The organism is Megasphaera hexanoica (genome assembly GCF_043520715.1).
Classification (GTDB): Bacteria; Bacillota; Negativicutes; order Veillonellales; family Megasphaeraceae; genus Megasphaera; species Megasphaera hexanoica.
Map to the genome: position 1 here is coordinate 1,972,874 of NZ_CP171361.1, position 24,247 is coordinate 1,997,120.

Sequence of the window (24,247 nt, forward strand, 5' to 3'; positions counted from 1 at the left end):
CTCCAACAGCAATCAGCAATTTTACATTTGCACTCATGATGGTCATCCTCCTGAATAATCTTGAATAAATTACCATTATATATAAATAATAACATATCTCGATAAGGTGTTCCATTCCCTATCTGCCATTATAATACTGCTTTCATTTTTTAAAATCAAGAGGGAAATACCGGTCTTACACCTTCTCTTTTCTAGTAGAAATTTACCATAAATCACCTTATTTATCTGCTTTATCACCTATTTTTACTTTGCCTTTATTTTTTTAAGTATAAGCCTAATCCGTGAACATAACCGTAATTTTATAAAATAAGTGTAAACTTATAAATATAACCTAACAGGATTTCCCAACGATAAACAGAACACGTTGCTGAAACGTAAAGAGATTTAGCAGTTGTAAAACAGCCGCAAAAAACGTAAAATAAAAGATGTAGAAAAACGTTTATCGTAAAGGAGGTGCCTGAAGCCGTGTACAATACTAACGTATCGGTTCCACCGCCAAATACAAAAAGTGCAGAAGACTACATGCGAATGATCAAGATCAATCCATTTTCCCTGCAGCACATTCCCAATCCTACAGAAGAAATGAAATTGACCGCTCTGCGCGAAAACGGACTGGTTCTGGAGTTTATTGACAATCCGACAAAAGAAATGCAACTGACTGCTTTAAAAAACACAGCAAAAGCCATCCAGTTCATTCCCAATGCCCCTAAAGAATTATTGAAACAAGCCGTGCACAAAAGCTGGACAAACCTGGCATACATCAAACATCCGCCGGAATGGCTCATCATGGAAGCCATCCAGCAGTCAGGATGGGCTATCCAGTATGCAGAAAACCCCAGTGAAGAATTGCAACTCGCTGCCATACGGCAAAATTACGATGCCATCCGCTACATCAAACATCCGACGCCTCACGTCCAGGCAGCGGCGGCCGCCATTAACTACACCGCCCTGCGTTATATAGACAAACCTTCCTTCGAAGCGCAGTGCATTGCCATTGCCAATAATGAACAGGCAATCCGTTTATTTGTCGATACGGATAAAGAAACACTGCTTACATTTTTAAAAATCAATATTCTGGTCATCCGCTATCTGCCCCGCAACCGGCTCATCAGCAATGACGACCTGAAAAGTGTCCTGAAAGAAACATTATCCCAGGAAGATGTGCCGGAAAAATATGTACGGGATTTCATTGGCTGCCGGCGCATCGAAACAGACTATGGCTGGAGTCCGATCGATAAATTATTATTCGTCTACCAATATGGGAGCCGGAAAGCCAAACAGGTTACGGTCGATGAAAAATTAAAGATTCAATAAAAGATTCCCCACGTGCCACAGGAAAATCAGCTATTTCTTCTTTACCATTTGCTGGTCATCATTTATTATTGTATTATTATATAGTAGTATTAAGATATAATTTTTATATCGTATAATATTGTTTTATTAGATTTTTATTAGATTTTACAGAGATAGGATGGAATATTCATGAATTATAATGACACACTGCAAAGTGTAAAACTCGTTTTAGCCGCTCAGGCGGTTCCACTTCTCATCGGGGAAACAGGGATTGGCAAGACAGCCCTGGCTACGGATCTGGCGGCAGAAAACGGATGGACACTCATCGATATTGATGGCAATATTTTAAAGGAAGGCGAAATCGGCGGCCTGCCTACCGTAGAAAACCGTACGACCGTCTATGCCATTCATCACAAACTGAAAGAAATCGATGAAGCTCTGGCTGAAGGAAAAACAGTTCTCCTCTTCATCGACGAAATCAACCGCTGCGAACACGCCGTACAACAGGAACTGATGAACCTCATACTCAATCATGAAATCAATGGATACCACCTTGACGAAAGCGTACGTATCATCGCCGCCATGAACCCCACGGATACCTATGATTATCAGACTGTAGAAATGGATGATGCCCAGAAAAACCGTTTTGTCTGGCTGTATATGGAACCGGATTACATGCAGTGGCTGGACTGGGCTGCCACTAAGGGAATCGAACCGCGGGTCATGGAATTTATTTCCACCTTCCCCGACTATCTGTCACAGCGCAATGAAGACGATATCAATGCGACACCGCGCAGTTACGAACGGATTTCCGATATTTACCGTATTTATGCCAAACATCCTGAATCCTATACAAGGAACGTATTTTTCAATGTAATCCGCGGTAATGTAGGAAAGGTCATTGCCGAAGAATTCGTCAACTTCATCGAATCCGACGCCCAGCCGCTCGTGTCATACGCCGATGTGTTTTCCAGTCCGTCCATGACCGCAGAAACAATCAAAAAGATCGAGAACGAATCCCACACCCGGCTGTATCTGGCAGCCAAAAATATCCTGCGCCAGCTTGACAGCAAGCTCATAGAAGGTGCCATCGATCCCAATCAGGCAATCGAACGGCTGGTGACATTCCTGCACTATTATCCGGTCGATCTCATGATAGGCGTAATGAAAGATATCCGCAATAACACGAAAGAAGTCGGAAAATACGCCCTGAAGAATGACCATTTTATTGATGCTTATTTTAAAACCTATGAAGCAATCGGGTGATTGTATTGGATAAACAACTCCGTACCGAGGCCATACTCCTCGACCAAAAACTGAACCAATGGGCCGATAATGAAATGCGCCTTTCCGATAAGGCCTGCCGGGCAAAAGACTTACCGGCAGACTTTGTGCGGGAATTCTTCGAATTTGTCAGCAAAATCAGTTTGAAACTGCTCGATGACAAAGATAATTTCTATGGATACTTCTTTTTCCAGATGGGAAAAGAAATCCGCCTCAATATCGGTTCGGCCACGGCGACGAATTTCAAGGGAGCAAAGTACGTCATGTATTTCAATCCCTTCATCTTCCTTCCCCTGACGATTGACCAGATGGGAAACTGCATCCGCCATGAAATCCTGCACATCGTCTTCCAACACCTGCAACGTGCCAAAGACCTTCAGGATCATTACAGCAAGCTGGCCCTGAATCTGGCCATGGATATCGTCGTCAACACCTACCTGCGTCCCCTTCCCGATGATGCGGCAACGCTCGACTGGGTCAATCTGCAGTACCACCTCTATCTTACGCCGTTCGGAACTCTGGAAGATTATGTACAGGAAATACAGGAAGCCATTGATAAACGGGAAAAGACGACGACTATCACCGATGAGGATAATACGGCTGATACAGATATCCTGACCAAATTCGACCCTCTGCGCACTCATGATGTCTGGAATGAATCAGACACGATCGATGCCCAGCTTCTGGGACGATTCACAGAAAAATATGTCGATTCCGCAAGCCGGGGCAAATTGTCGGATCATATTGCCAATGCCATAGCCCAAATCAAGGACAGCAACCATACCCTTCCCTGGCATTTCTATCTGAAAAAGCTGGCCGGTACTGTAGCCAGCGGCAACAAAAAAACGACGGCCCGCCGCAACCGCCGCCAGCCCGAACGGCTGGACCTGCGGGGACAGCTGCGCAACTACAAGGCCAAAATATATATTGCTCTCGATATCAGCGGCAGCATTAGTGATGACGAGTTCAAACAGGCTATGGAAGAAGTCTTCCAGATTGTACGGGAATATAAAACGGAAATCACTATCATACAATGTGACGACCACATCCGCAAAGTATATACCGTCCGGACAATCAAAGACCTGCAGGCCCGTCCTGCCGGGCGGGGTGGCACCTGTTATGCACCGGTCATCGAATACGCTAATAAACATAAAATAGACCTTCTTCTCTATTTCACCGATGGAAAAGGAGAAGACAAGCTGCGTACCATTCCATCAGGCTACAAGATACTCTGGCTCATTGGCGGCAACGGGGATGAATTGTCTCTCGACAACCCCTATGGCATTGTCAAACGGCTTCATCCGCTGGAAGAAGAAAACTCGGCTGCAGAATTTTTCTTCGTCGAAAAAGGCGGATATTCCATGAATAATCAGGAAGGAATCAGCCTGAATTTCTAAATGCAGACCTTTGCAGAGTTTGTGAAATTTATCTCAATTAGTACATATTGACATATATCGTTTATTATACAATGTATTCTCGAACGCGTTCGTAAATACATATTTTAAATGTGATAGGTAATTGTGTATTCTGTTTAGGAAATATTGGAGAATAAATATGAGTATTTGGTATAGAATTCCTTCAATTTTTACTTGCAAATCCATGTGAAAAAATGTACTATATACACATAGAGATTGTGAAATTTAGAACTCAGCTTTTTCATTCAGAAAGAGAGCTCCATCACAATCCCCAAGCACCAGGATATAAATAGTGTCTATGTGGCAGATATTACATCTACTAACAGATATACTATTTTATTTGTACTCAGAAAGGGTGGTTTTTCAATGAAAAATGTAGTCATCGTAAGTGCAGCTCGTACTCCTATCGGCAGCTTCAACGGCCAGTTCAAAGACGTAACAGCTGTCCAGCTCGGTATCGTTGCTGTTAAAGCTGCGATCGAACGTGCTAAAGTTCCTGTAGATCAGATTGATGAAGTTATCATGGGTCATGTTCTGACAGCTGGCTGCGGCGAAAACACAGCCCGCCAGGTAGCTCTCCATTCCGGTATTCCTCAGGAAGTTCCTGCATTTACTATCAATAAACTGTGCGGGTCCGGCCTTCGTGCTGTATCCCTCGGCGCTCAGCAGATTGAACTCGGCGATGCTGACTGCGTAATCGTCGGCGGTATGGAATCCATGTCCAACGCTCCGTATGTTATCGCAAAAGCACGCCGTGGCTATCGTATGGGCAATGGTGTCCTCGAAGATACGATGCTCCGTGATGGCCTGGTTTGCACAGAAAATGGCTACCACATGGGCGTAACGGCAGAAAACATCGCATCCCGCTTTGGCGTAACCCGTCAGCAGCAGGATGAATGCGCTTACAATTCCCAGATGCGTGCTGCCAAAGCCCAGGCTGAAGGCAAATTCGATGCTCAGATCGCTCCTGTAACGATCCACAACCGCAAAAAAGGCGATATCGTCATTACGAAGGATGAACATATCCGTCCGGAAACCACACTGGAAGGCCTCGCTAAATTAAAACCGGCTTTCACAAAAGACGGCACAGTTACAGCTGGTAACGCTTCCGGTATCAACGATGCTGCTTGCGCACTGGTTCTCATGAGCAAGAAAAAAGCCGAAGAACTCGGTATCAAACCGATTGCTGAAATCCTCGACTGGGCTTCAGCAGGTGTTGAACCGGCTATCATGGGTACTGGTCCTATCCCGGCCTGCCATAAACTGTTCAAGAAAACCGGCCTCAAAATGGAAGACTTCGAACTGGTTGAATTGAACGAAGCTTTCGCAGCTCAGGCTGTATATTGCTGCCAGCAGCTCGGCGCTGACATGAGCAAAACAAACATCTATGGTTCCGGTATCTCCCTCGGTCACCCCGTAGGCTGCTCCGGTGCCCGTATCCTCACGACTCTGCTCTATGCATTGGCAGAACCGGGCCGCAATGGTTCCCGTTATGGCCTCGCTTCCCTGTGCATCGGCGGTGGCCAGGGTACAGCCGTAGCAATTAAAATGTGCGACTAATTCCGACTAGATGGTCTTAAAAAAGACAGTCACTTTATAGTGGCTGTCTTTTTTTTGAAATTTTTTCAATAACACTGCCAAAAATACCCAGGCTATCGATTTTAAAAAATTATCATACTATTTTATTTTTTTATCGAAAAACCATTTAATTTTCATAGTAAACATGCTACAATGTACTAGCTATAAAAACGGGCTATATTTTTACCATACTATGACAAGGGAGACGGCCTGATACGACACGTCTCCGGCCCTAAGAAAGAAGGACTGATAATGAAAACTTCACGTCGTAAAATGTCTTTGGTTCAGCTGACCTTTGTAGCAGCGGCCAACATGCTCGGTGCCGGCATCATCATGCTGCCGACGAAACTTGCCGAAGTAGGCACGATTTCGATTATTTCCTGGATTATTACTTCTCTCGGCTCTTTAGCCCTGGCACTGACGTTCGCCCGATGTGGTATGTTCTCTACCAAGCCGGGTGGCATGGGAGGTTATGCTGAGTATCGGTTCGGATGTCTTGGACATTTCATGACAAGTTATTCCTATTCCGTCTCTATTGTCATTGCAAACGTAGCTATTGCTATTTCAGCCGTCGGTTATGGTGCTGGCTTCTTTGGCACTGAACTGACGCCGTTGCAGACATGTCTATATACTATAGCACTTCTTTGGATTGCTGCTGCACTTAACTTCAGCGGTTCACGTTACTCCGGCAAACTAAGCACGATAACTATCTGGGGAGCCATTATCCCTGTTCTGGGTATTTCCCTCATCGGCTGGTACTGGTTCGATCCCCAGCTGTGGGTCAGCTCATGGAATCCGAACCATTTTGGTCTGGGGGACGCTATTGGCAATTCTATCGCCCTCACGCTCTGGTCCTTCCTGGGATTTGAATCGGCAGCTGTCAATATGGATGCCGTAGAAAACCCGCAGCGTGCCGTCCCCATTGCGACCTTCGTCAGCACCGTTGCCGTTGCCATCATCTACGTAGCATCGACCAACGTCATTGCCGGTGTCGTTCCCAACAACGATATCCTCAATTCAAGTGCTCCGTTCGGCCTGGCTTTCGCCACCATGCTCGGTTCTACAGCAGGCAAAGCGGTCATGGGACTCATGGTCTTCTCCTGTGCCGGCTCTCTTCTTTCCTGGCAGTTTACGCTGGCCCGGGTCTTTAAAACAAGTGCTCAGCGCGGTCTGTTCCCGAAGGTATTTGCCAAAGTTACCGATGCCGATGTTCCTCTTAAAGGCATGATGCTCATCCTGGTCATGCAGAGCTTTTTATCCCTCATGACCATCAGCCCGACTCTGGCCGAACAATTTGAAAACCTCGCAAACCTGGCTGTCGTTACTAACGTAATTCCTTATATTCTCTGTTCAGCAGCCCTCAAATCCATTCTCGATACGGAAGGGATTTCCAATACCCAGTGCAACCGGAATACGGCTTATTTCTTTGCCGGTGTTTCCATCATCTATTGTTTCTATGCTATGACGACACTGGATCTGCCCACCTTCCTCGGTGGCTGTACCGCTGTCTTCATTGGCTGGATGACTTATGTAGTGCGTTTCGTCATCATGAAACAGCCATTTATGCAGGAACAGCGTGCAAAAAGCTGAATATCTGTATGTACAAAAAAAAGCTGTCCTGCAAAGGACAGCTTTTTTGTATCTGTCTGTAATATATGATTGGCAATGAAATCAGTCCCTATGCCTGACTCCGGTGCAGCCTGTTCCAGATAAGTGGAATGAGATTGCTGCCAGCTACGGCAGCTATGATAGAAATAGTCTCTCCAGCAAGAGGAACAAGCAGCGTCAGAATACTATTTTCCGATAGCGGCGTATGACCTACGACGAACCGGATATACGGAGATGCCGGCATATTGAGGGCCAGCCAGGCCAGACTCATGCAAAGAATCCGTATGAGCTGAACGATACGGTCGCCCGTTTGGGGAAACCGTTCTTTTGCAGGGTAAAAGTATAGCGCGAACGAAGCCAGAACAAAAGCGATGAGCAGAAAAACGCAAAGCCCCAGGAGAATAAAGACGCCAATGAGCGGCCCATCCAGACTCGTCGTGTCCAGTACGGGAAAGAAGCACATCGTCATAAACGAAAGGGGGATAGGCAACGCATACAGCACCGGGTCGAAAAATTCCGACCAGGCATATTTCCTGCGCCGTTTTTTCCAGAAATCAAAGACCCAGGCCAGCAGATTTTGTACAAGGATCGTTACAATCATCCAGCACGCATACAGAATGACCCGGCTATAATAATTCTGCCATAGACTCGTACCTATCAGGCTGTCAAAAAAGCCCGTCACCAGCATAAGACCAGTCAAGGCGCCATAGAAATACATTCCCGGTGAAGCATACAAGGTATATCCTTGATTTCTCACCTGCCGATGACGCTGCAGCAATGGCACCGTCAAAGAACCCAGGGAAAATACAAGAAAAGACAAAACGGTAAGAAATCCTTTATCAGAAACAAACGCCCCAAAAGGAACAGGGATCAGCCAGACGCACTGCCAGGCCAGATGAAGCCCATAGGGACGCCACGATGGGTTATTCATTTACACACGCTCTTTTCTGCAGGTATCATGAAACCGGCTCAGGACATAGGCTCCCAACATAGTCGCACATAGTTCACCATACATAATACCGATAAAAACAATATCACGGCCAACTGTAGGCCATTCCCAGAAGGAAGATGTCTTCCATATCTGCCCCATAAAGGCGCTGAATGCACCGCCAATAGCTGCCAGTACCAGCCAGGCAATGACAAAGCTTATACGGCTGATACGGGCATGTTTCGGGCCAAACGCCGCTTCCTTCGTGCCCACATAGGCCAGAGGGATCAGAAAAGACAGAGCCAGATGGGATATGAGCGCCACAGCCGCACTGGAGCCACTATGAATCGTATAGGATCCAATGGGAATGGGAATAATGAAAAAGCTCATAAATACGCATTGACGGAAAATATCACGCCACCAGCTCATGCTATCTGCCTCCTGAAAGAAAAGTCATTTACAGTTTAGTATACCAAATTTCAAAAAGAATGCCTAGAGTGGAATCGCATGAGCAACGTCGCAATTATGGGTTATACAGGATATTATGGAAAATGAGACGCCCCTCTCCTGCATTTTTATAGACATGATGAACATCAGCTTTAAAACGGATGCTATCCTTTTCTGAAAGGCGGAATAGTTTGTCTTCGATTGTAAGTTCCAAAACTCCGCTAAAAACGGTTATGAATTCAATGGTCCCTCTCATATGCCTGTCGGATTCCCACGTAACGCCTAGTTCGACATCCATATAATAAATGCTGAACTTTTGCAACTCATTTCCCGGAAAAAGAACATAATTTCGTACACCCTTGACGCCTATAATCGGATCCAGGTTCGATAATCTAACGATTTCGTATGGTGATTGTGGACGTGCAACCAGTGCATCAAAAGGAATCATGAGTCCATTAGCAATTTTCCAGAGAGTAGAAAGAGACGGATTTCCCTTTCCCTTCTCAATCTGCGCTAACATGGATTTACTGACACCACTGATTTTCGCCAGTTCTTCCAGACTAATATTTTTTTCACTACGGATTTTTCGGATATTTTGTGAAACAATAAAATGAATCGTATCCAATAAAAAGCTCCTCCTTGACAATATATTGGTATGTATCGTATTATTATATTGTCATATGACATATCACTGCAGAACTAACTATATTGATTTAGTAATCTCATAACAGGATATCTTATCTATTGATTTTTTTCAACAACCATATTTATGAAAAAGTTGGCAAAGACGTCTATCATAAGCAAAACATGTATTGCAGACATATAATCAAGGGGGGAAAAGCATGAGTAAGTTAAATCTTGATGTTATGCATGACAGAAGAGGAACCGAATGTGTCAAGTGGGACTTTATGAATTTCGTCGATTCTCGTGTGCCAAAGGACGCACAGCCTCTGTGGCTGTCCGATATGGAATTTCCTATAGCAACGAACATCCAGGATGCACTGATTCATCGAATTCAACAAGGATTTATTGGTCATTCCATGCCCAGCAATCAGTATTTTGAAGCTGTTCAGGGATGGTATCAACGGCGTTTTAACTGGAATATAGAAAAGGAATCTATTTTTTATTCTCCCGGAACGCTTCCCGCCCTGGGCTTTGCTATCCGTGCCTTTACGAAAAAAGGAGACGGTATCATCATCCAGGAACCGGTTTTCTACCCCTTTGCCGAACTGATTGAAGGAAATGACCGGAAAATTATCAATAATCAACTCATCAATCAGAATGAACAGTATAGCATGAACTTTGATGATCTTGCCGAAAAAGTCAAAAATCTTCACAATACCATGATGATTCTTTGTTCACCCCACAATCCGGTTGGACGAGTGTGGACAACAGAAGAAATCAGGAAAGTGGCAAATCTTTGCCGTGAAAATAATGTTCTGCTTTTTTCTGACGAACTTCATTGCGACGCTACCAGAAAGAACGTCATCCATCATCCAACGATGACCGTTACAGACTATCAAAATGTTATTACAGCCGTTGCCCCAGGTAAAACATTCAATGTAGGCGGAATTCCTATTTCTCAAATCATTATCCGCAATGAACAGTTGCGAAAACTTTGGTATCATGAAACACGGCTCAAACACTATATTAGTTTTGCACCTCCTCTGGATATAGTCTTGTGTGAAACTGCGTACCAGACATGTGAGACCTGGGTTGACGAAGTGATGGAATACATCGAAGGAAACTTTGATTTCCTCGTCCAATATCTTCAGGAGCATCTTCCTCTCACCAAGTATAAAAAACCGGAAGGAACGTTTCTGGCATGGATTCATTTAGGTGCCTATGGTGATTCTGAAAAATTATTCGAACTGATGATTAAGAAACATAAAGTTCTTATTGAAAATGGACGCGTCTTTGGTCATGGCGGAACGGGATATTTTCGTATGACTGTTGCCTGCCCAAGAGCCTTCTTAAAAGAAGGTCTTGATAAAATTGTTGCTGCCGTAAATGACCTGCAGGAAATGACTAACTAACAACAGCTTTTTACCCACTCCCGTTCACTTCCCTACTGTATCTGGATTTTTTGTCTTTTCATACTTTTACTATAAGCGTTTTCGTGAAAGCCCCCAGCTTGCTGAAATGAGTGTAGTACCTTCTCCGCAAGCCTGGGGCTCTTTTTTTGGCAAGCCTTACAGGAAACTATTTTACACTAAGCTATTTATGGTATAATAAATAAACACATGTAAAAGAGACATATATTATTTTTTTTGAATAGAGAAAGGTATACCCATGAAAACATTCCAGACACTCGGCGTTACGCCGGAATTAACCAATCTATTGCATACACAGGGCATCAATGAACCGACTGCCGTTCAGGCCCAGTCTATTCCCGCCATATTCAAAGGACGGGATGTCCTGGCCCAGGCACAGACCGGTACAGGCAAAACGCTGGCTTTTCTACTGCCAGCCCTGCAGCAGATCCGTACCGATTTATCGCGCGAACAGGTGCTGATTGTCGCACCTACGCGTGAACTGGCCAAACAGATTGCCGACGTGGCATTGACTCTGGCGCCATCGCTTTCTGTCGATGTGCTCAGCCTGATTGGCGGCAAAACCATCGAAAATCAGCTCCAGAAGCTCCATCGCCACCCCCACGTCATCATTGGTACCCCCGGCCGGCTTCTCGACCACTGTGGCCGTAATTCCCTCGATTTATCCCATGTACGGCGGATCATCGTCGATGAAGCCGACCAGATGCTGCAGTCGGGATTCCTGGAAGACATTGACACACTCATTGCCATGACGCCGTCCAACAGACAGCTGCTTTTCTTCTCTGCCACCATCCCCGATAAAATCCGCAGTCTGGCTAAAAAGCATATGACTCATCCGTTAGTCCTCAATATCCTTGAAGGCGATACCATTGCTCTGGATACGATTGAACAGCGGATTTACATGGTCCAGGAAGAAAAAAAACTGGATCTTCTCTGCCAGATGCTGGCCGATATGAATCCCTATCTGGCTATTGTGTTCTGCAACACGAAAGAGCGCACGTCCTGGCTGGCGGGAGAACTCATTGCCCGCGGGTTCAACATCGGTGAACTCCACGGCGATATGAGTCAGGGTCGCCGCAGCCAGGTATTGCGTGATTTTTCCAGAGCCCGTACCCAGATTCTGGTCGCAACCGATATTGCAGCCCGGGGCATCGATATCGAAGGCATTACTCACGTTTTCAGCTATGATGTCCCCCACGACGTCGATTACTATATCCATCGCATAGGCCGCACGGGCCGTGCCGGCAGTGAAGGATTGGCCATCATGTTTGCTACCGCTGCCGATGAAAACTGGGTACGCCGTATCGAACACACGATTGAAGCGACAATTACCAAATATGCCGCCAATGGTCAGATACGGGTCAAAGCAAAAAACGCGGCACCAAAGAAAAAGAAAGTATACAAAGACAAGCTTCCGGCCAGCACCTATCAGACCACGAAAGAAAAACACCATAAAACATTGCATAAAGGCGGAGATAACCGGCGCCGTCGGAAGAAACAATAAGAAAAACAGTAAAAGGGAAGCATTTCTGCATCATATCAAACCTGCAGAAATGCTTCCCTTTTTGCAATCCTCTTCTTTGTAAATGCCCTGTTTAATGATGACAGCCGGCGGCACAATTTGTTCCACACGTTCCGGCACTCTCATCATTCGTGAGCCCCAGTCGTCTGAGCATTACCATATCTTCGGCAATCGTCGTACCCGATGTAGTAAGCATATTTCCCGTAATCGATGCAGAGGCGCCGCTCAAGAGAGCCGTTGCTCCGTTTTCAGGCAATAGTTTTCTGCCAGCCGCCAGACGGATATTCGCTTCCGGGTTGATAAACCGGAAAAATGCAATCGTGCGCAACACATCTTTCCCATCCAGCTGGGGCCGGTTTTCCAGTGGCGTTCCCGGAATCGGCATCAATGCATTAATCGGAATAGACTGGATTCCTAATTCAGCAAGACTGATGGCCATATCCAGACGGTCTTCCCATGTTTCTCCCATACCGATAATTCCACCGGAACAAACACACAATCCTTCTTTCTGAGCCAACCGTATCGTCCGGATGCGATCATCATACGTATGCGTCGTACAAATCTGTGGAAAGAACCGCCGTGATGTTTCGATATTATGGTGATAGCTTGTAACCCCTGTTTCATGGAGCCGGTGCAGCTGCTCAGCCGAGAGCAGCCCGTGCGATGCGCACAAACCGATATGAAGAGTGCTATGCATCGTGCGGTACACATCAAGGGCCCGTTCAAAATCATCACCTGCCAGTGCCCGGCCTGATGTCACAATGGCGAACCGGTTAGCACCGGCATCCTGATTGGCTTTGGCATTCGCAATGATTTCTTCTTTAGGGAGAAACCCATATTCCTCACAATCGGTATGATGACAAGCCGACTGGGCACAATACTTGCAATCTTCTCCACAACGACCGCTGCGGCCGTTGATAATCGTACAGAAATCGATATGATTCCCACAAAAATACTTCTGCAATACACCGGCCCCGTGCTGCAATTCTTCAAGAGGTGCCTGAAGAAATACTTGTAAATCATCGCCCCGCTTGAACCGATAACCAGCTAATACCTTTTCTGTTATCTCTGCAATACTATACTCCATTGTCTGCCTTTCCTCCCATTATTATCATACTGATATGACAGCTTTTATTATACCCCCTTGAGTCCCATACGTCAACTTTTAATACGAAGTTTTAAGGTTAACAATATATAGAATGCTGTCACTTTTTGCTATCCGTTGCCATATATACAGAAAATTATCCGTTTCCACGACAAAACATCAGACATTGCTGCATCCTGCGTGATACATACAACAAAGCTCCATCCAAGGTGATAGGTACACTTACATTGGATGGAGCTTTGCTAATGACAAATGAACACATAGGAGAGGCGGCTGCTAAGCTACCTTTCTATTGCTGAAGAATGTCTTCTTTTTTCTGCAACAGTTCCGGATGACGTACCATATATCCTGTCAAATTTTTCCACGCCGTACATTCATCTACATAGGGAATCGGTCCTTCACAGAGTTCATCTTCTTTATGATGCTTCCCCAATGGCTGATAAAATTCATTTTCAAAAGTTCCATATGCATCCGGTCTGAGCCAATGATATGGCGTAACTAAATGGTCGATAGGTTCAGTAAGCGAAGAAAATAAAGAATAATATGTAAAGCCTTTTGGTGCAATCAGTTCAATAACCGTAGGCATGATATTCATATGACCACCAATAGTGTTTCCGGCAAAAATATGCTGATCCAAGTCTTTATGATACACCATGAAAACCGGACAATGCTGCTCCCGTATGGAACAATCCCGATTCATAATAGAGGTATGTTGCAGTGGCGTCATATTAATAGCATGATCGGCTGTAACAATAAAAAGACTATCCGGATAGGCAGCACGCATACGATCAATAAAAGTACCGATGGCCTGATCAGAAAGCCAGAACGTACCTAAATTTTCCTGCAAACTCTTATTATGTTTGATATCGTCAGGAGCATCAGGCATAACACTTTCTGTATTATATCCATACTTTTTCAGATTGATTTTAAACGGTCCATGATACGATGTCGTATATACAAAATGAAATTCAGGCTTCCCGGAATTGGTCTGCTGAATCAGTTCAGCTGCTTTATCTAAAAATACATTATCATAGACTCCTACCCACGTTTTAGGAGCCTTCGGACCACAAAAATCAGTAGCTGTCATTACCCTGTCAAAACCACAAGCTGGTGCAAACTGATTAAAATTACCATACGTCACATTTCCACCATACCAATAGGTAGAAGTATACCCTAATTTCTTTAACTGCAAAGGAAATGCTGTAGGAACTGTTCCCTTCCAAAATGTTTCTTTTTCGTTGAGTTCCAAACCTGCGTCAAAAATCCCCGACATAAGACTTACAATAGAAGGTCTGGAAATAATCCCTGATGAAAGAGAATTAGACAAAACAGCCGTATGGACATCATTCATTAATCTTTTGCCGCCTGATGTCAGGTTCAAAGAATCATATGCCGGATCAAATAACTGTTGTAAATAACTTTCGCCAACGATTAAAAAAATATGGGATGGTTTTTTAATTCTCGGGCCCTTTGCAATATGTCTGAATGCATACACAGGATTAGGATATGAGGCAATATCATTTGCTTCTACAGGCAATACAGCTTTTAATGATTCTAAATCTTCTTCATCACTATGGGTATATGCATCATTCAGTTTATGTTTCTTGACTTGTTCCAAAGCAACTAAATCATCGACAGTTGCTTTAGCAAAAAAAATATCTTTTTTTACAATACTCGGTATAGTATCCCATTCTGGCTTGTTATCATGCCAAAACGTACCGCCATATCGAAACCAGTAAAATCCAAGGATAATACCCACACATATCAGTATATTAAATATATACATACCTATAGAAGATGTAAAAGCAGGATATGGAATACTTGGCAAGGCTAAAAAACTCATTATCCAGTACTTAACAATCCACCCGTACGGAATCCCTGCCAGTATAAACAGTAGTCCATGATCCTGATGAAAGAAAACATCCACAAGATTATGCTTTTCCGCTTTAGCACCTAAACGGACTATCTGATTATATGTATCATGAAAATGATTATAAAATATCATTTTCCCCACAAAGGCAGCATACAATACCAGTGCATACACTAATCCTGCATATAATAAGATATCATTCTCTAACGCATGGTAAGAAGTGATGAACAATCCTGGAATAGAAACCAGAACCAGGGGCAGCAAAAAAACGTAGGCATTAAAATCCATACCCCACCAGAATCCATACCGGAAACAATGCCATACTACCTTCCAACGACCTTTTAAGCTGGGATAGGGAGAATATACCTTTATAAAAATGGCTCGGAATATGGCACATAAAATAGGAAAAACTAAAAATAATTTGATATCCTGTTGCATCGATAGAAAGAATTGTTCAAACACAATGACACCTCATATATTGTGAAACATAGAGTTAGTGTATACAAAAAAGATAAATTTTATTTATCAGTTTATATCATAATACTTTTTATACCAAACAGCAAATTTTCCCAATCCTTCTTCAATTGTCGTTTCTGGTTTAAAATCAAAGTCTTTCTGCAAATCCGTGACATCTGCATAGGTCTGGTATACATCTCCCGGCTGCATGGGCAGGTATTCTTTTTCTGCTTTCTGTCCCAGTGCTTGTTCCAGTACTTCGATAAAATGCATAAGTTGTTCCGGTTTATGGTTGCCAATATTATATACTTTGTACAAGTCTCCCAATTCATTCGCCTTAGGTGGATTACAAAGCATGTGCTCAATACCTGTTACGATATCATCGACATAGGTGAAATCCCGGTACATATCGCCATGATTGTAAATCTGGATAGGTTCACCCTTCCGGATCTTATTAGCAAATTTGAAATAAGCCATGTCCGGCCGTCCATAGGGACCATACACAGTAAAAAAGCGGAGTCCCGTCGCCGGAATACCGTAGAGGTGACTGTACGTATAGGCCATGAGCTCATCCGATTTCTTAGTTGCCGCATAGAGACTGATAGGATGATCCACATTATCACTTGTAGAAAAAGGCGTTTTCTGCTGATTACCATATACAGAAGAACTGGAGGCAAACAGCAAATGCTCAACCGGATGATGACGACAGGCTTCAAGAATATTAAAAAATCCAATGATATTGGAATCAATATAGGACCGGGGATGGTCGATGCTGTAGCGAACACCAGCCTGTGCTGCCAGATTAACGACGATGTCCGGCTTAAAAGCCTCAAATTGTGCATTCACAGTCGCAGCATCGGCCAGGTCACCTTTGACAAAGGTAAATGCCGGATACTGTTTCAGAATATCCAGACGGCTTTCTTTCAGCGACACATCATAATAATCATTGAGATTATCAAGGCCTAATACCGTCGCCCCCAGACTCAGCAGCCGCTTAGACAAATGAAAACCGATGAAGCCAGCGGCCCCTGTAATCAATACTCTTTTTAATGGATCAAATGGATTAAATTCTGCCATTGTAATTTGCTTCTCTAACTTAGTAATAAAGTATAAGCACCAGCCTTCACTGATTACTTTTGGTAGATAAATATTTTAGGTAAGCTTTTAAACCTAACAGGAATTTACCTATTTTAAAATACATATTAGCTAAATATCTCCATTCACGATAATTTTTAGGTAAATCGAAAGATAGTCCCCCCCCATGGAGACATTTTAGCATATTTTCTCCACGCTTCATAATAGGGATACTTCCATGAATGACTATCAAATAGGGAAATCATGCTGCCTTTTAGCTCCGATGTGCATAATTTCCAAGGTTTCTTAGCCCCTGTAAAATGAATCAAATAAATATTTTGTGGTACTTCTGAATTACGAACAGACATGCCACAATTGTATGCATAGGATGAATCAAAATTTACATGTCCTTCCAAAAGAATATTCAATACATCCTGATCCATCTCGCCAAACTTTTCTTTAGAACAGAGTTGTATCGCTTTATTGCCAATATCATATTTAACGTATTCTTCAATATTAATAAGTAAAATACCAGAATTAAAATATTTTAAACCTTTCATGCCCAATTGACGACATGTCTTGGTTTCTCGAAGCTTTGGTTGTGAAGTAGCATCTTTCGTAACAGCGGCAATAACGTCATTTAGTGGTTGAGCATACCATTTAGCAATATCATGAACACACAGGATATCCGTATCTAGATAAAGGCATTTATTTATATGATATTCTTTCATAATATAGGGCATTAAAAGCCGATAATACGCCGTAATTGTAATATAAGGATTACTAACTAATTGACGAACAGCACTATCATCAATCCAATAAATATAAATAGGAACCTGATACTTTTCTGAAAGTTCAAGAAATCGTTGATCTTCTTCAGCAGGAAATTCACCATTAAAAGCAATATGTATTGTACAAGGAATAGAGATGTTTTCTAAAACTGAAACAATAGTCACTCCCAAACCTCGAATAACATTTTTATCACTACATAATAAAATATTAGCTCGCTCATTAAAATTATCTGCTGTAATATTTCCTAAAATTTTTCTATCTTTTAGTAATGACATCCACTTCACTCCGTTCAGTCTCGGTCAAATAAGTCTCTCGTATACACTTTATTCTTTACATCAGCTAATTTGTCAGACCAACGATTGGTGATGATGACATCACTCATCTGTTTGAACTGTGTTAAATCCCGGATGACACGGGAATGGAAAAATTCGTCTGCATTCAGCGTCGGTTCATAGACGACGACTTCAATGCCCTTGGCTTTGATGCGTTTCATGACGCCCTGAATGGCAGAAGCCCGGAAGTTGTCGGAATTACTTTTCATCGTCAGGCGATAGACACCGACCACAGCCGGATTCTTGGCAATGATCATGTCGGCAATATGGTCTTTCCGCGTCCGGTTGGCTGCAACAATCGCCGATATCAGATTCTGTGGCACGTCCTGATAATTAGCCAGAAGCTGCTTTGTATCCTTCGGCAGGCAATAGCCGCCGTAGCCAAAGGACGGATTATTATAGAAATCACCGATGCGTGGGTCGAGGCAGACCCCCTGAATGATTTCCTTCGTGCTCAGGCCACGCATTTCAGCATAGGAATCAAGTTCATTGAAATAGGCCACGCGCAGAGCCAGATAGGTATTGGCAAAGAGTTTGATAGCTTCTGCTTCAGTCGAACCCGTAAAAAGCATAGGAATATTCTGCTTCACGGCTCCTTCAGCCAGGAGATGTGCAAAGGTTTTAGCTCGTTCAGACCGTTCACCGACGACGATACGAGATGGATGGAGATTATCGTACAGGGCCTTGCCTTCCCGCAGAAATTCCGGAGAAAACATGATATTGTCCGTATGGTAAACTTCCTTGATGTGCTGCGTATATCCGACAGGAACTGTCGATTTAATGACCATGACCGCTTCCGGATTAATCTCCAGTACTTCTTCAATGACGGCTTCAACCGATGAAGTATCAAAGAAATTTTTATCCGGATCATAGTTGGTTGGCGTCGAAATAATGACAAAACTAGCTCCGGAAAAAGCCTCTTCAGGGAGTAGTGTCGCCTTGAAATGAATATCACTGCGCTGTAAAAACCTGGAAATATCATCATCGATGATAGGCGATATTCCCTGGTTCAACATATCTACTTTTTCAGGAACAATATCCAGTGCTACTACCTCATTATGCTGTGCCAAAAGCATACTATTGGAAAGCCCCACATATCCCGTCCCGGCAATCGCTATTTTCATTAGTCTCCCTGCTCTCTTCATTGCAACACCTTCAGTCGCATAATATTAAGCATATTATACAGTTTAAAAAACAATTGACATATTCACTATTGGATTCCAATTTTATAACGAATTCTTAGCCACGAATACCAGAACATTCCCTTGATATATCCCGATATATTACCACGAGCTTTCTGATACCTGCCCCATTGCTGGAAATCATGATAATTCTCAGGCTTTTTGACAGGCAATATATTAGTAATCGTTTTCCAAGGGGATAGTGCATTATATGTACGCCACTGAGCATCGAAATCCGTCAATACCATCTGCCATGGTTTCCGGCGCCCCGTCCAATGAATAATCACACTATTACCTTCATCATATGCACCACCATCGTATACATTATAGCAGGCAGGTAATTGATAATTTTTACCATCAAAAACGAGATTTAAAACATCCTGGCTTTGCCCTAAAAAACGTTCACGTGGTTCTTTCTGATATGAAAAAGCCTTTTCTGTTATAGAAGCATTTTCCCATGAATTTACGTCTATAAGCATAACACCATCATTAAAATACTTTTCACTTTTTAATTTTAAAAAATCAGCCCGATATTTAATTGCCGAAGCTCGTTCTGATACTGCCCCCATTGGCGCCCCATTCATATTTAATGAAGATAAAGCTCGGATAGATTTAATGCACATCGTATCTGCATCAAGATAAATATACCGCTTTACTTTTTTCTTTAATACTTTGGGCATATACAGGCGTGCATACGTAATTCTTGAAAAGCGAGAAACCTTAATATGAAAATCTTGAAATGGTTTCATGTTCAAAATATATATAATACATCTACATTTCCATTTTTGAGCTAAAATTTTAACCTTATTGCGATTTTCCTCATCACAACCATCAGTAAAAATATGGAATGTAAAATGCATCTCTTTATTGTTCTCTAAGACAGACACAATAGAAACACCCATAATATGTATATATTGATTATTAACATTATAACAAATATGGTAACTTGGCTGAGAGTTTTCCAAATAATTGTAATCGTATTGAGTAACGAGAAAATTTTCTTTATTGAAAAATTCATCGATAAAAGTTTTCACTCATACCATCTCCATTATACGAGATATTTCTTTTTGAACCATAGACACAGATACCGCTTCTACACAATCATTTTTTTTACATTTGCCTGGGCCAATACATATATGTTTTCCAGAACATGGCAGATTGGCACTGACAGCTCCCGTATATTTACCAGCTGCTCTGTATATTTCCGGAGTATTATGGGTAAAAATAGTAACAACGGGACAACCGGCTGCACCCGCAATATGAGAAGTTCCTGTATCTAAAGTCAGAACTAAATCAACATGGCGAAACAGAGCAATTAGCTCTGAAAAAGACGTTTTTCCTACAGCATCAATACATGAATCTTTATGAACCATACGAGTAATAACCTCAGATACTTTTTTAGAATGCTTCGGAACTCCTGTCATGATAATAACACTATTATATTTTTCTATTAACCAATCGGCAATAATAGAAAATCGATCTGCTGGCCAATCTTTAAATTCATCGGTTGTTGATACACAAAAAGCGATTTTTTTCTTGCCTATACCAGCTGGTTTTAATAATTCAATTGCTTTTTTTATATCGGAATCATCGGAAGGACAAAAAGCAGGGGGAATAAACTTTATTTCCGAGTCATTCATATATAAACGCATCAAATGTTGAAAACTTTCAGACATTCTATGTTCTCGATAATTCCAACCATCCGAGAATGATAAATCATAAGTATAAAACCATTTTTCCCAGCCAAGCTTCCAACCTAAAGCTTGCTCCATACTAATCCGGATGGGGATATGCGCAAACCATTTCATTAAGGTAACTCTTTCACGGGGATCTAGAGAAATCCCTATATCGAAATTATATTTACGAAGCATTTTACCCATACGGTATACATCCATATACCCACCTTTGCTTTGATAAGTATAGGGAATCACCTGATCTATTCCTTTAAAAAAAGAGACTACATAAGCTAAATTAGCTGTCGCCAAATATACAATTTCCGAATCTGGATATGCTTTTTTTAGTACAGGTATAACAGAAGAAGACATAATCATATCTCCTAAATGCATAATACCGTCAATAAATATTTTTTTATGTGTCATAACAACAGCCCCTCAGTATATCTCTTCAAGCAGTTAAACTCATTAAGATGATATTCTACTCCCAATTGTAGTAAACACCACATTTAAAATAATTTCATTTATGCAAAAATAAATAAGCAGAATAATAAATACCTCATCAAACATTTTATAGGAGATACATTGACAACGCATCAGGCATCATCATGTAGACGCAAACTGCAACCTGTAACAAACCAAAGAGTTTTTACTGCTGCGGACATTCCCCATGTATAATCAAAAAAACCTACAATAATAAAACCAATCCAGGCACAAAATCCTATTAAGATATACGGGTAATTCCACCTCCTAAACATCCATAGTGAATAAACTATGAATGTCATTAAACCAATAAAACCCAAAAGGCCGCTGTCTACAGCCGTCTGGACATAGATATTATGGAAATGCCCGAGTCCCTGCGTATCCGCTGCAGTTCGATAGTTCTGGAGATAGACCTTTCCGCCTTGTAATATTCCATAACCGATAACAGGTTTATCCTGTACCATGACTGCCGCGCTCTTCCAAGCCTCAACACGGTCGCCATTTGATCGGTCTGTTGTTATATTCACTATGGAAGCTGCACGTTGGTGCAATGGAGGAGTCATTACTATTACACCAGCAATACAAATAAGAATCGCCAGTAAGGCAAAACATTTTTTAGGGCTCCATTTCGCACCTTGATAGAGCACAAAAGGCATGACAGATAAAATTCCCACCCAGGAACTTCTCGTCCCACTGGCAATTGCCCCTAGGACAATACAGACAGAACAAAGTAACATCCAGTTTTTAGACAGGAAATATTTTCTCTGTGAAATCCATAAAATAATACTAGCTGGGAAAATGGTGGCAACTATGCTGGCATGGCGAAGCCAACCATCTCCAAGTCCTTGTGCCCGGGGCGCCTGTGTAATTAACCGTTCAGCAAGTGTTACAAGCCCATCAATAGCCATAAAAGCAATAAAGAAAAACAATGCCTTCTTGATAGCCTCGTTATCAATTTTCAAAAAGATTAACATGATTAATACAATGAACCGTAGCACAAAATAATCAATATATTTAGAAAATGAATATCCAGAATTTAAGCTAAAAATTGCTGATGGCAATATCATCAGTGCGAAAAATATATAAACTAAAAAATATCTTTTAATCTGTTTCGATAAAACCAAATGTTCACCAGAACGATATCTCCGATAAGTGTCAATAGTAAAAAATATGATAGCAAATGCATAAAACATATTTCCAACAGCAATAGTAAGACGCTGTACGCATATTGCCAATGTCAACATGATAAGGCATAAGTGGTTGAATTTTATTTTATTTATAGGGCCGACTACCTTCTTCATCCAAATTACAAATGCTAAATTATTTAATTCCATTAATCTTCACTCTTTCACCCTAATATATTTTGCCAAAAAGCCGCCCATTCCATGCGCAAATTCTGTCTCATAATGGACTTTCCTTGCATATCTGCACTTGGCTTTGGCATTGGACTATTTTTAAAAGAGGTCCAATGCAAATAATCATAATAGAGCTGATTAAAAGGTCCATTCAAAGAAAATTCCCAAGGTTTATATCTTCCAGCCCAGTGAAAAACAGCCGGACTCTTTATTGCCTCCAAAGCCTTTATTCTTAATGAGGTGCGACATAATACTTTTAAAGACATCATAAATACAGGTGGAATAACATTCCATCTAAGTGGAATATTTTTCCAATTGTTCATAAACACTTTATTCAATCCATCTTGATCGTGATGACGAAAAGCATGCTTAGTTACATTATCAATAACTAAATTCCCATATTTTTTTTGCCGCCACTGATGCAAATCCATGACAAGAACCCCCGAATTAAAATAAGGGGTTCCTTCTGGCAATCCTAAAGACTCAAATTTTTGTTGTCTCATCCGTTTAGATTTCATAATACCAAAATCACAGGCTGCACCAAGTGGTTTTCCATCTAAGGATAGATTCCATAGCTTTTCCACATCATCCAGAACAACTAAATCTGTATCAAAATAAATAACTTTTGTGATCGTTTCCGGAAGCACTTGATCAATAGTAAGCCGCAAATATGCAGCTTTACTAATATGATCACTCGTAAAGCCTTTAATATCATCACTATTTACAGAGATAAACTGTACTCCTCCCTTTAAATCATGAACAGTCTGTACAATTCTATTTTGATTTTCCGGGAAAATATTATCGCTCAAAATATAAAAACAGATTTTTTCTGGATGTGCTGCATTTTTTAAAATTGATGCACAGGCTACCGCCAAATGTTGTGCGTAATTATCATCTGATGCAAATACAATAGAAATTCTATTCATTTTTTCTTTCCTTTATTTTGCATTTGTAATTCGTATAATTTGACGTATTTCAGCATAGTATAAAATCCATGTTGTACACATGAAATAATCCCCATCCAGCCATCTAAAAAAGCACATTTGATAAGTAAAGCACGCAAAGTCCCTAAACTTGCATGTAAAAAAGCAGTTCCCAAAGTCACTCTCTTTCCTTGTTTATACTTTTCTTCAGCCCAAATGGTTGTATAATAATCGGCCTTCATTAACCATTGATGCCAACTATTATATGTATAATGTTCAATATTTCCCTGTAAAGTTTTTCTACTTAACGGGCATTCGGGATGTTCATGTACTTTACTTATCCATTTTACCTTAGTACGTGGAAACATTCGATATACAGTATCCGGTGCAAAAATACCATGATGAAAATGGTATCCATTAAATACCATATTTCTTTTTATTCCGTATTGTGCCCCCATATCACTATCCTCCAGGACCTGATGGATAGCGGCAATGAGGTCATTGTTAAGCCGTTCATCTGCATCAAGATAGAGAACCCAGTCCGCTGTTGTCTGTTCCAGTGCAAAATTGCGCTGTGCGGCAAAATCGTCATCCCAGGCACGGAAGGCGACATGTGCTCCTTCTGCTTTAGCCAGCTCTACCGTACGGTCCGTACTGCCTGAATCAATGACGACCACCTCGTCTGTACACTTTTTAGCATTGCGGACGACATCGACAATATTTATTTCTTCGTTTTTAGTCAGGATTAATATAGCTAATGAATTCACAATGAATTCCTTTCTGCAACATGTATAAATGGGCATATAATCACATAATATTGTACCATATTGCGCTCTTAAAGTCATGGCCTGACAGAAAAAAGAGAGACTGCCAT

The 24,247-nt window shown here is 41.9% G+C and carries 20 protein-coding genes; 7 read left to right on the plus strand and 13 right to left on the minus strand.

Annotated features, from left to right (window positions below; genetic code table 11):
* Nucleotides 1-465: 465 nt before the first annotated feature.
* The 5 genes from ACGTIC_RS09700 to potE all read left to right on the plus strand — a co-directional run bounded on the left by ACGTIC_RS09700 (nucleotide 466) and on the right by potE (nucleotide 7,160).
* Nucleotides 466-1,314: a DUF4116 domain-containing protein gene (locus ACGTIC_RS09700; protein ID WP_236699635.1), complete on the plus strand. Its 849-nt coding sequence runs from the start codon at nucleotides 466-468 to the stop codon at nucleotides 1,312-1,314.
* A 168-nt stretch (nucleotides 1,315-1,482) separates the two neighbouring features.
* Entirely contained in the window at nucleotides 1,483-2,559 is a 1,077-nt protein-coding gene (locus tag ACGTIC_RS09705) for an AAA family ATPase (protein ID WP_059075874.1), read from the plus strand.
* A complete protein-coding gene (locus ACGTIC_RS09710) occupies nucleotides 2,556-3,974 on the plus strand; it encodes a VWA-like domain-containing protein (RefSeq protein ID WP_257536499.1) in 1,419 nt (472 codons plus the stop codon). The genes ACGTIC_RS09705 and ACGTIC_RS09710 overlap by 4 nt, the downstream gene beginning before the upstream one ends.
* Nucleotides 3,975-4,358: 384 nt before the next feature.
* Nucleotides 4,359-5,552, plus strand: a complete 1,194-nt coding sequence (locus ACGTIC_RS09715; protein ID WP_059075873.1) for an acetyl-CoA C-acetyltransferase — start codon at nucleotides 4,359-4,361, stop codon at nucleotides 5,550-5,552.
* A 270-nt stretch (nucleotides 5,553-5,822) separates the two neighbouring features.
* Complete coding sequence (gene potE, locus ACGTIC_RS09720; RefSeq protein WP_113855786.1) at nucleotides 5,823-7,160, plus strand: putrescine-ornithine antiporter; 1,338 nt, start codon at nucleotides 5,823-5,825, stop codon at nucleotides 7,158-7,160.
* Nucleotides 7,161-7,248: 88 nt separating this feature from the next.
* On the opposite strand, the gene ACGTIC_RS09725 is transcribed toward potE, so the two are convergent.
* From ACGTIC_RS09725 to ACGTIC_RS09735, 3 genes are all read right to left on the minus strand, one after another.
* Nucleotides 7,249-8,109: a hypothetical protein gene (locus tag ACGTIC_RS09725; RefSeq protein WP_113855785.1), complete on the minus strand. Its 861-nt coding sequence runs from the start codon at nucleotides 8,107-8,109 to the stop codon at nucleotides 7,249-7,251.
* A complete protein-coding gene (locus ACGTIC_RS09730) occupies nucleotides 8,110-8,535 on the minus strand; it encodes a hypothetical protein (protein ID WP_113855784.1) in 426 nt (141 codons plus the stop codon). It lies immediately after the preceding gene.
* A 94-nt stretch (nucleotides 8,536-8,629) separates the two neighbouring features.
* Complete coding sequence (locus ACGTIC_RS09735) at nucleotides 8,630-9,178, minus strand: helix-turn-helix domain-containing protein (RefSeq protein ID WP_113855783.1); 549 nt, start codon at nucleotides 9,176-9,178, stop codon at nucleotides 8,630-8,632.
* A gap of 217 nt (nucleotides 9,179-9,395) precedes the next feature.
* Here ACGTIC_RS09735 and ACGTIC_RS09740 point away from each other — a divergent pair, with 217 nt between their 5' ends.
* Complete coding sequence (locus ACGTIC_RS09740) at nucleotides 9,396-10,589, plus strand: MalY/PatB family protein (RefSeq protein WP_113855782.1); 1,194 nt, start codon at nucleotides 9,396-9,398, stop codon at nucleotides 10,587-10,589.
* Nucleotides 10,590-10,845: 256 nt separating this feature from the next.
* Entirely contained in the window at nucleotides 10,846-12,111 is a 1,266-nt protein-coding gene (locus ACGTIC_RS09745; protein ID WP_113855781.1) for a DEAD/DEAH box helicase, read from the plus strand.
* A 91-nt stretch (nucleotides 12,112-12,202) separates the two neighbouring features.
* Here ACGTIC_RS09745 and bioB read toward each other — a convergent pair whose 3' ends face one another.
* From bioB to ACGTIC_RS09795, 10 genes are all read right to left on the minus strand, one after another.
* A complete protein-coding gene (gene bioB / locus ACGTIC_RS09750; RefSeq protein ID WP_113855780.1) occupies nucleotides 12,203-13,216 on the minus strand; it encodes a biotin synthase BioB in 1,014 nt (337 codons plus the stop codon).
* Between the two features lie 307 nt (nucleotides 13,217-13,523).
* Nucleotides 13,524-15,566, minus strand: a complete 2,043-nt coding sequence (locus ACGTIC_RS09755) for an LTA synthase family protein (protein ID WP_113855779.1) — start codon at nucleotides 15,564-15,566, stop codon at nucleotides 13,524-13,526.
* 63 nt (nucleotides 15,567-15,629) lie between these two features.
* Nucleotides 15,630-16,637: an NAD-dependent epimerase gene (locus ACGTIC_RS09760; RefSeq protein ID WP_113855778.1), complete on the minus strand. Its 1,008-nt coding sequence runs from the start codon at nucleotides 16,635-16,637 to the stop codon at nucleotides 15,630-15,632.
* Nucleotides 16,638-16,792: 155 nt separating this feature from the next.
* Nucleotides 16,793-17,701 (minus strand): glycosyltransferase family 8 protein, encoded by a 909-nt coding sequence (locus ACGTIC_RS09765; protein WP_113855776.1) that lies wholly within the window; start codon nucleotides 17,699-17,701, stop codon nucleotides 16,793-16,795.
* A gap of 14 nt (nucleotides 17,702-17,715) precedes the next feature.
* A complete protein-coding gene (locus ACGTIC_RS09770; protein WP_113855775.1) occupies nucleotides 17,716-18,882 on the minus strand; it encodes a nucleotide sugar dehydrogenase in 1,167 nt (388 codons plus the stop codon).
* An 86-nt stretch (nucleotides 18,883-18,968) separates the two neighbouring features.
* The gene (locus tag ACGTIC_RS09775) at nucleotides 18,969-19,973 is read right to left on the minus strand and encodes a glycosyltransferase family 8 protein (RefSeq protein ID WP_075581124.1); all 1,005 of its coding nucleotides are present in this window, start codon (nucleotides 19,971-19,973) and stop codon (nucleotides 18,969-18,971) included.
* Nucleotides 19,974-21,038 (minus strand): glycosyltransferase family 9 protein, encoded by a 1,065-nt coding sequence (locus tag ACGTIC_RS09780; protein ID WP_113855774.1) that lies wholly within the window; start codon nucleotides 21,036-21,038, stop codon nucleotides 19,974-19,976.
* A gap of 170 nt (nucleotides 21,039-21,208) precedes the next feature.
* A complete protein-coding gene (locus tag ACGTIC_RS09785; RefSeq protein ID WP_113855773.1) occupies nucleotides 21,209-22,429 on the minus strand; it encodes an O-antigen ligase in 1,221 nt (406 codons plus the stop codon).
* A 14-nt stretch (nucleotides 22,430-22,443) separates the two neighbouring features.
* On the minus strand, nucleotides 22,444-23,376 hold the full coding sequence (locus tag ACGTIC_RS09790) for a glycosyltransferase family 8 protein (protein WP_075581126.1): 933 nt from the start codon (nucleotides 23,374-23,376) through the stop codon (nucleotides 22,444-22,446).
* Nucleotides 23,373-24,140, minus strand: coding sequence for a glycosyltransferase family 2 protein (locus ACGTIC_RS09795; RefSeq protein ID WP_113855772.1), 768 nt, complete (start codon nucleotides 24,138-24,140; stop codon nucleotides 23,373-23,375). Before ACGTIC_RS09795 ends, ACGTIC_RS09790 begins: the two co-directional genes overlap by 4 nt.
* Between the last annotated feature and the right edge of the window lie 107 nt (nucleotides 24,141-24,247).

Bases quoted from the DNA above. Each gene is read 5' to 3' on its own strand.
- ACGTIC_RS09740 (WP_113855782.1), top strand. From the start codon at position 9,396: ATGAGTAAGTTAAATCTTGATGTTATGCATGACAGAAGAGGAACCGAA.
- ACGTIC_RS09760 (WP_113855778.1), bottom strand. From the start codon at position 16,637: ATGGCAGAATTTAATCCATTTGATCCATTAAAAAGAGTATTGATTACA.
- bioB (WP_113855780.1), bottom strand. From the start codon at position 13,216: ATGGAGTATAGTATTGCAGAGATAACAGAAAAGGTATTAGCTGGTTAT.
- ACGTIC_RS09705 (WP_059075874.1), top strand. From the start codon at position 1,483: ATGAATTATAATGACACACTGCAAAGTGTAAAACTCGTTTTAGCCGCT.
- ACGTIC_RS09725 (WP_113855785.1), bottom strand. From the start codon at position 8,109: ATGAATAACCCATCGTGGCGTCCCTATGGGCTTCATCTGGCCTGGCAG.
- ACGTIC_RS09770 (WP_113855775.1), bottom strand. From the start codon at position 18,882: ATGAAAATAGCGATTGCCGGGACGGGATATGTGGGGCTTTCCAATAGT.
- ACGTIC_RS09765 (WP_113855776.1), bottom strand. From the start codon at position 17,701: ATGTCATTACTAAAAGATAGAAAAATTTTAGGAAATATTACAGCAGAT.
- ACGTIC_RS09785 (WP_113855773.1), bottom strand. From the start codon at position 22,429: ATGGAATTAAATAATTTAGCATTTGTAATTTGGATGAAGAAGGTAGTC.
- ACGTIC_RS09715 (WP_059075873.1), top strand. From the start codon at position 4,359: ATGAAAAATGTAGTCATCGTAAGTGCAGCTCGTACTCCTATCGGCAGC.
- ACGTIC_RS09745 (WP_113855781.1), top strand. From the start codon at position 10,846: ATGAAAACATTCCAGACACTCGGCGTTACGCCGGAATTAACCAATCTA.
- ACGTIC_RS09790 (WP_075581126.1), bottom strand. From the start codon at position 23,376: ATGAATAGAATTTCTATTGTATTTGCATCAGATGATAATTACGCACAA.
- ACGTIC_RS09730 (WP_113855784.1), bottom strand. From the start codon at position 8,535: ATGAGCTGGTGGCGTGATATTTTCCGTCAATGCGTATTTATGAGCTTT.
- ACGTIC_RS09780 (WP_113855774.1), bottom strand. From the start codon at position 21,038: ATGACACATAAAAAAATATTTATTGACGGTATTATGCATTTAGGAGAT.
- potE (WP_113855786.1), top strand. From the start codon at position 5,823: ATGAAAACTTCACGTCGTAAAATGTCTTTGGTTCAGCTGACCTTTGTA.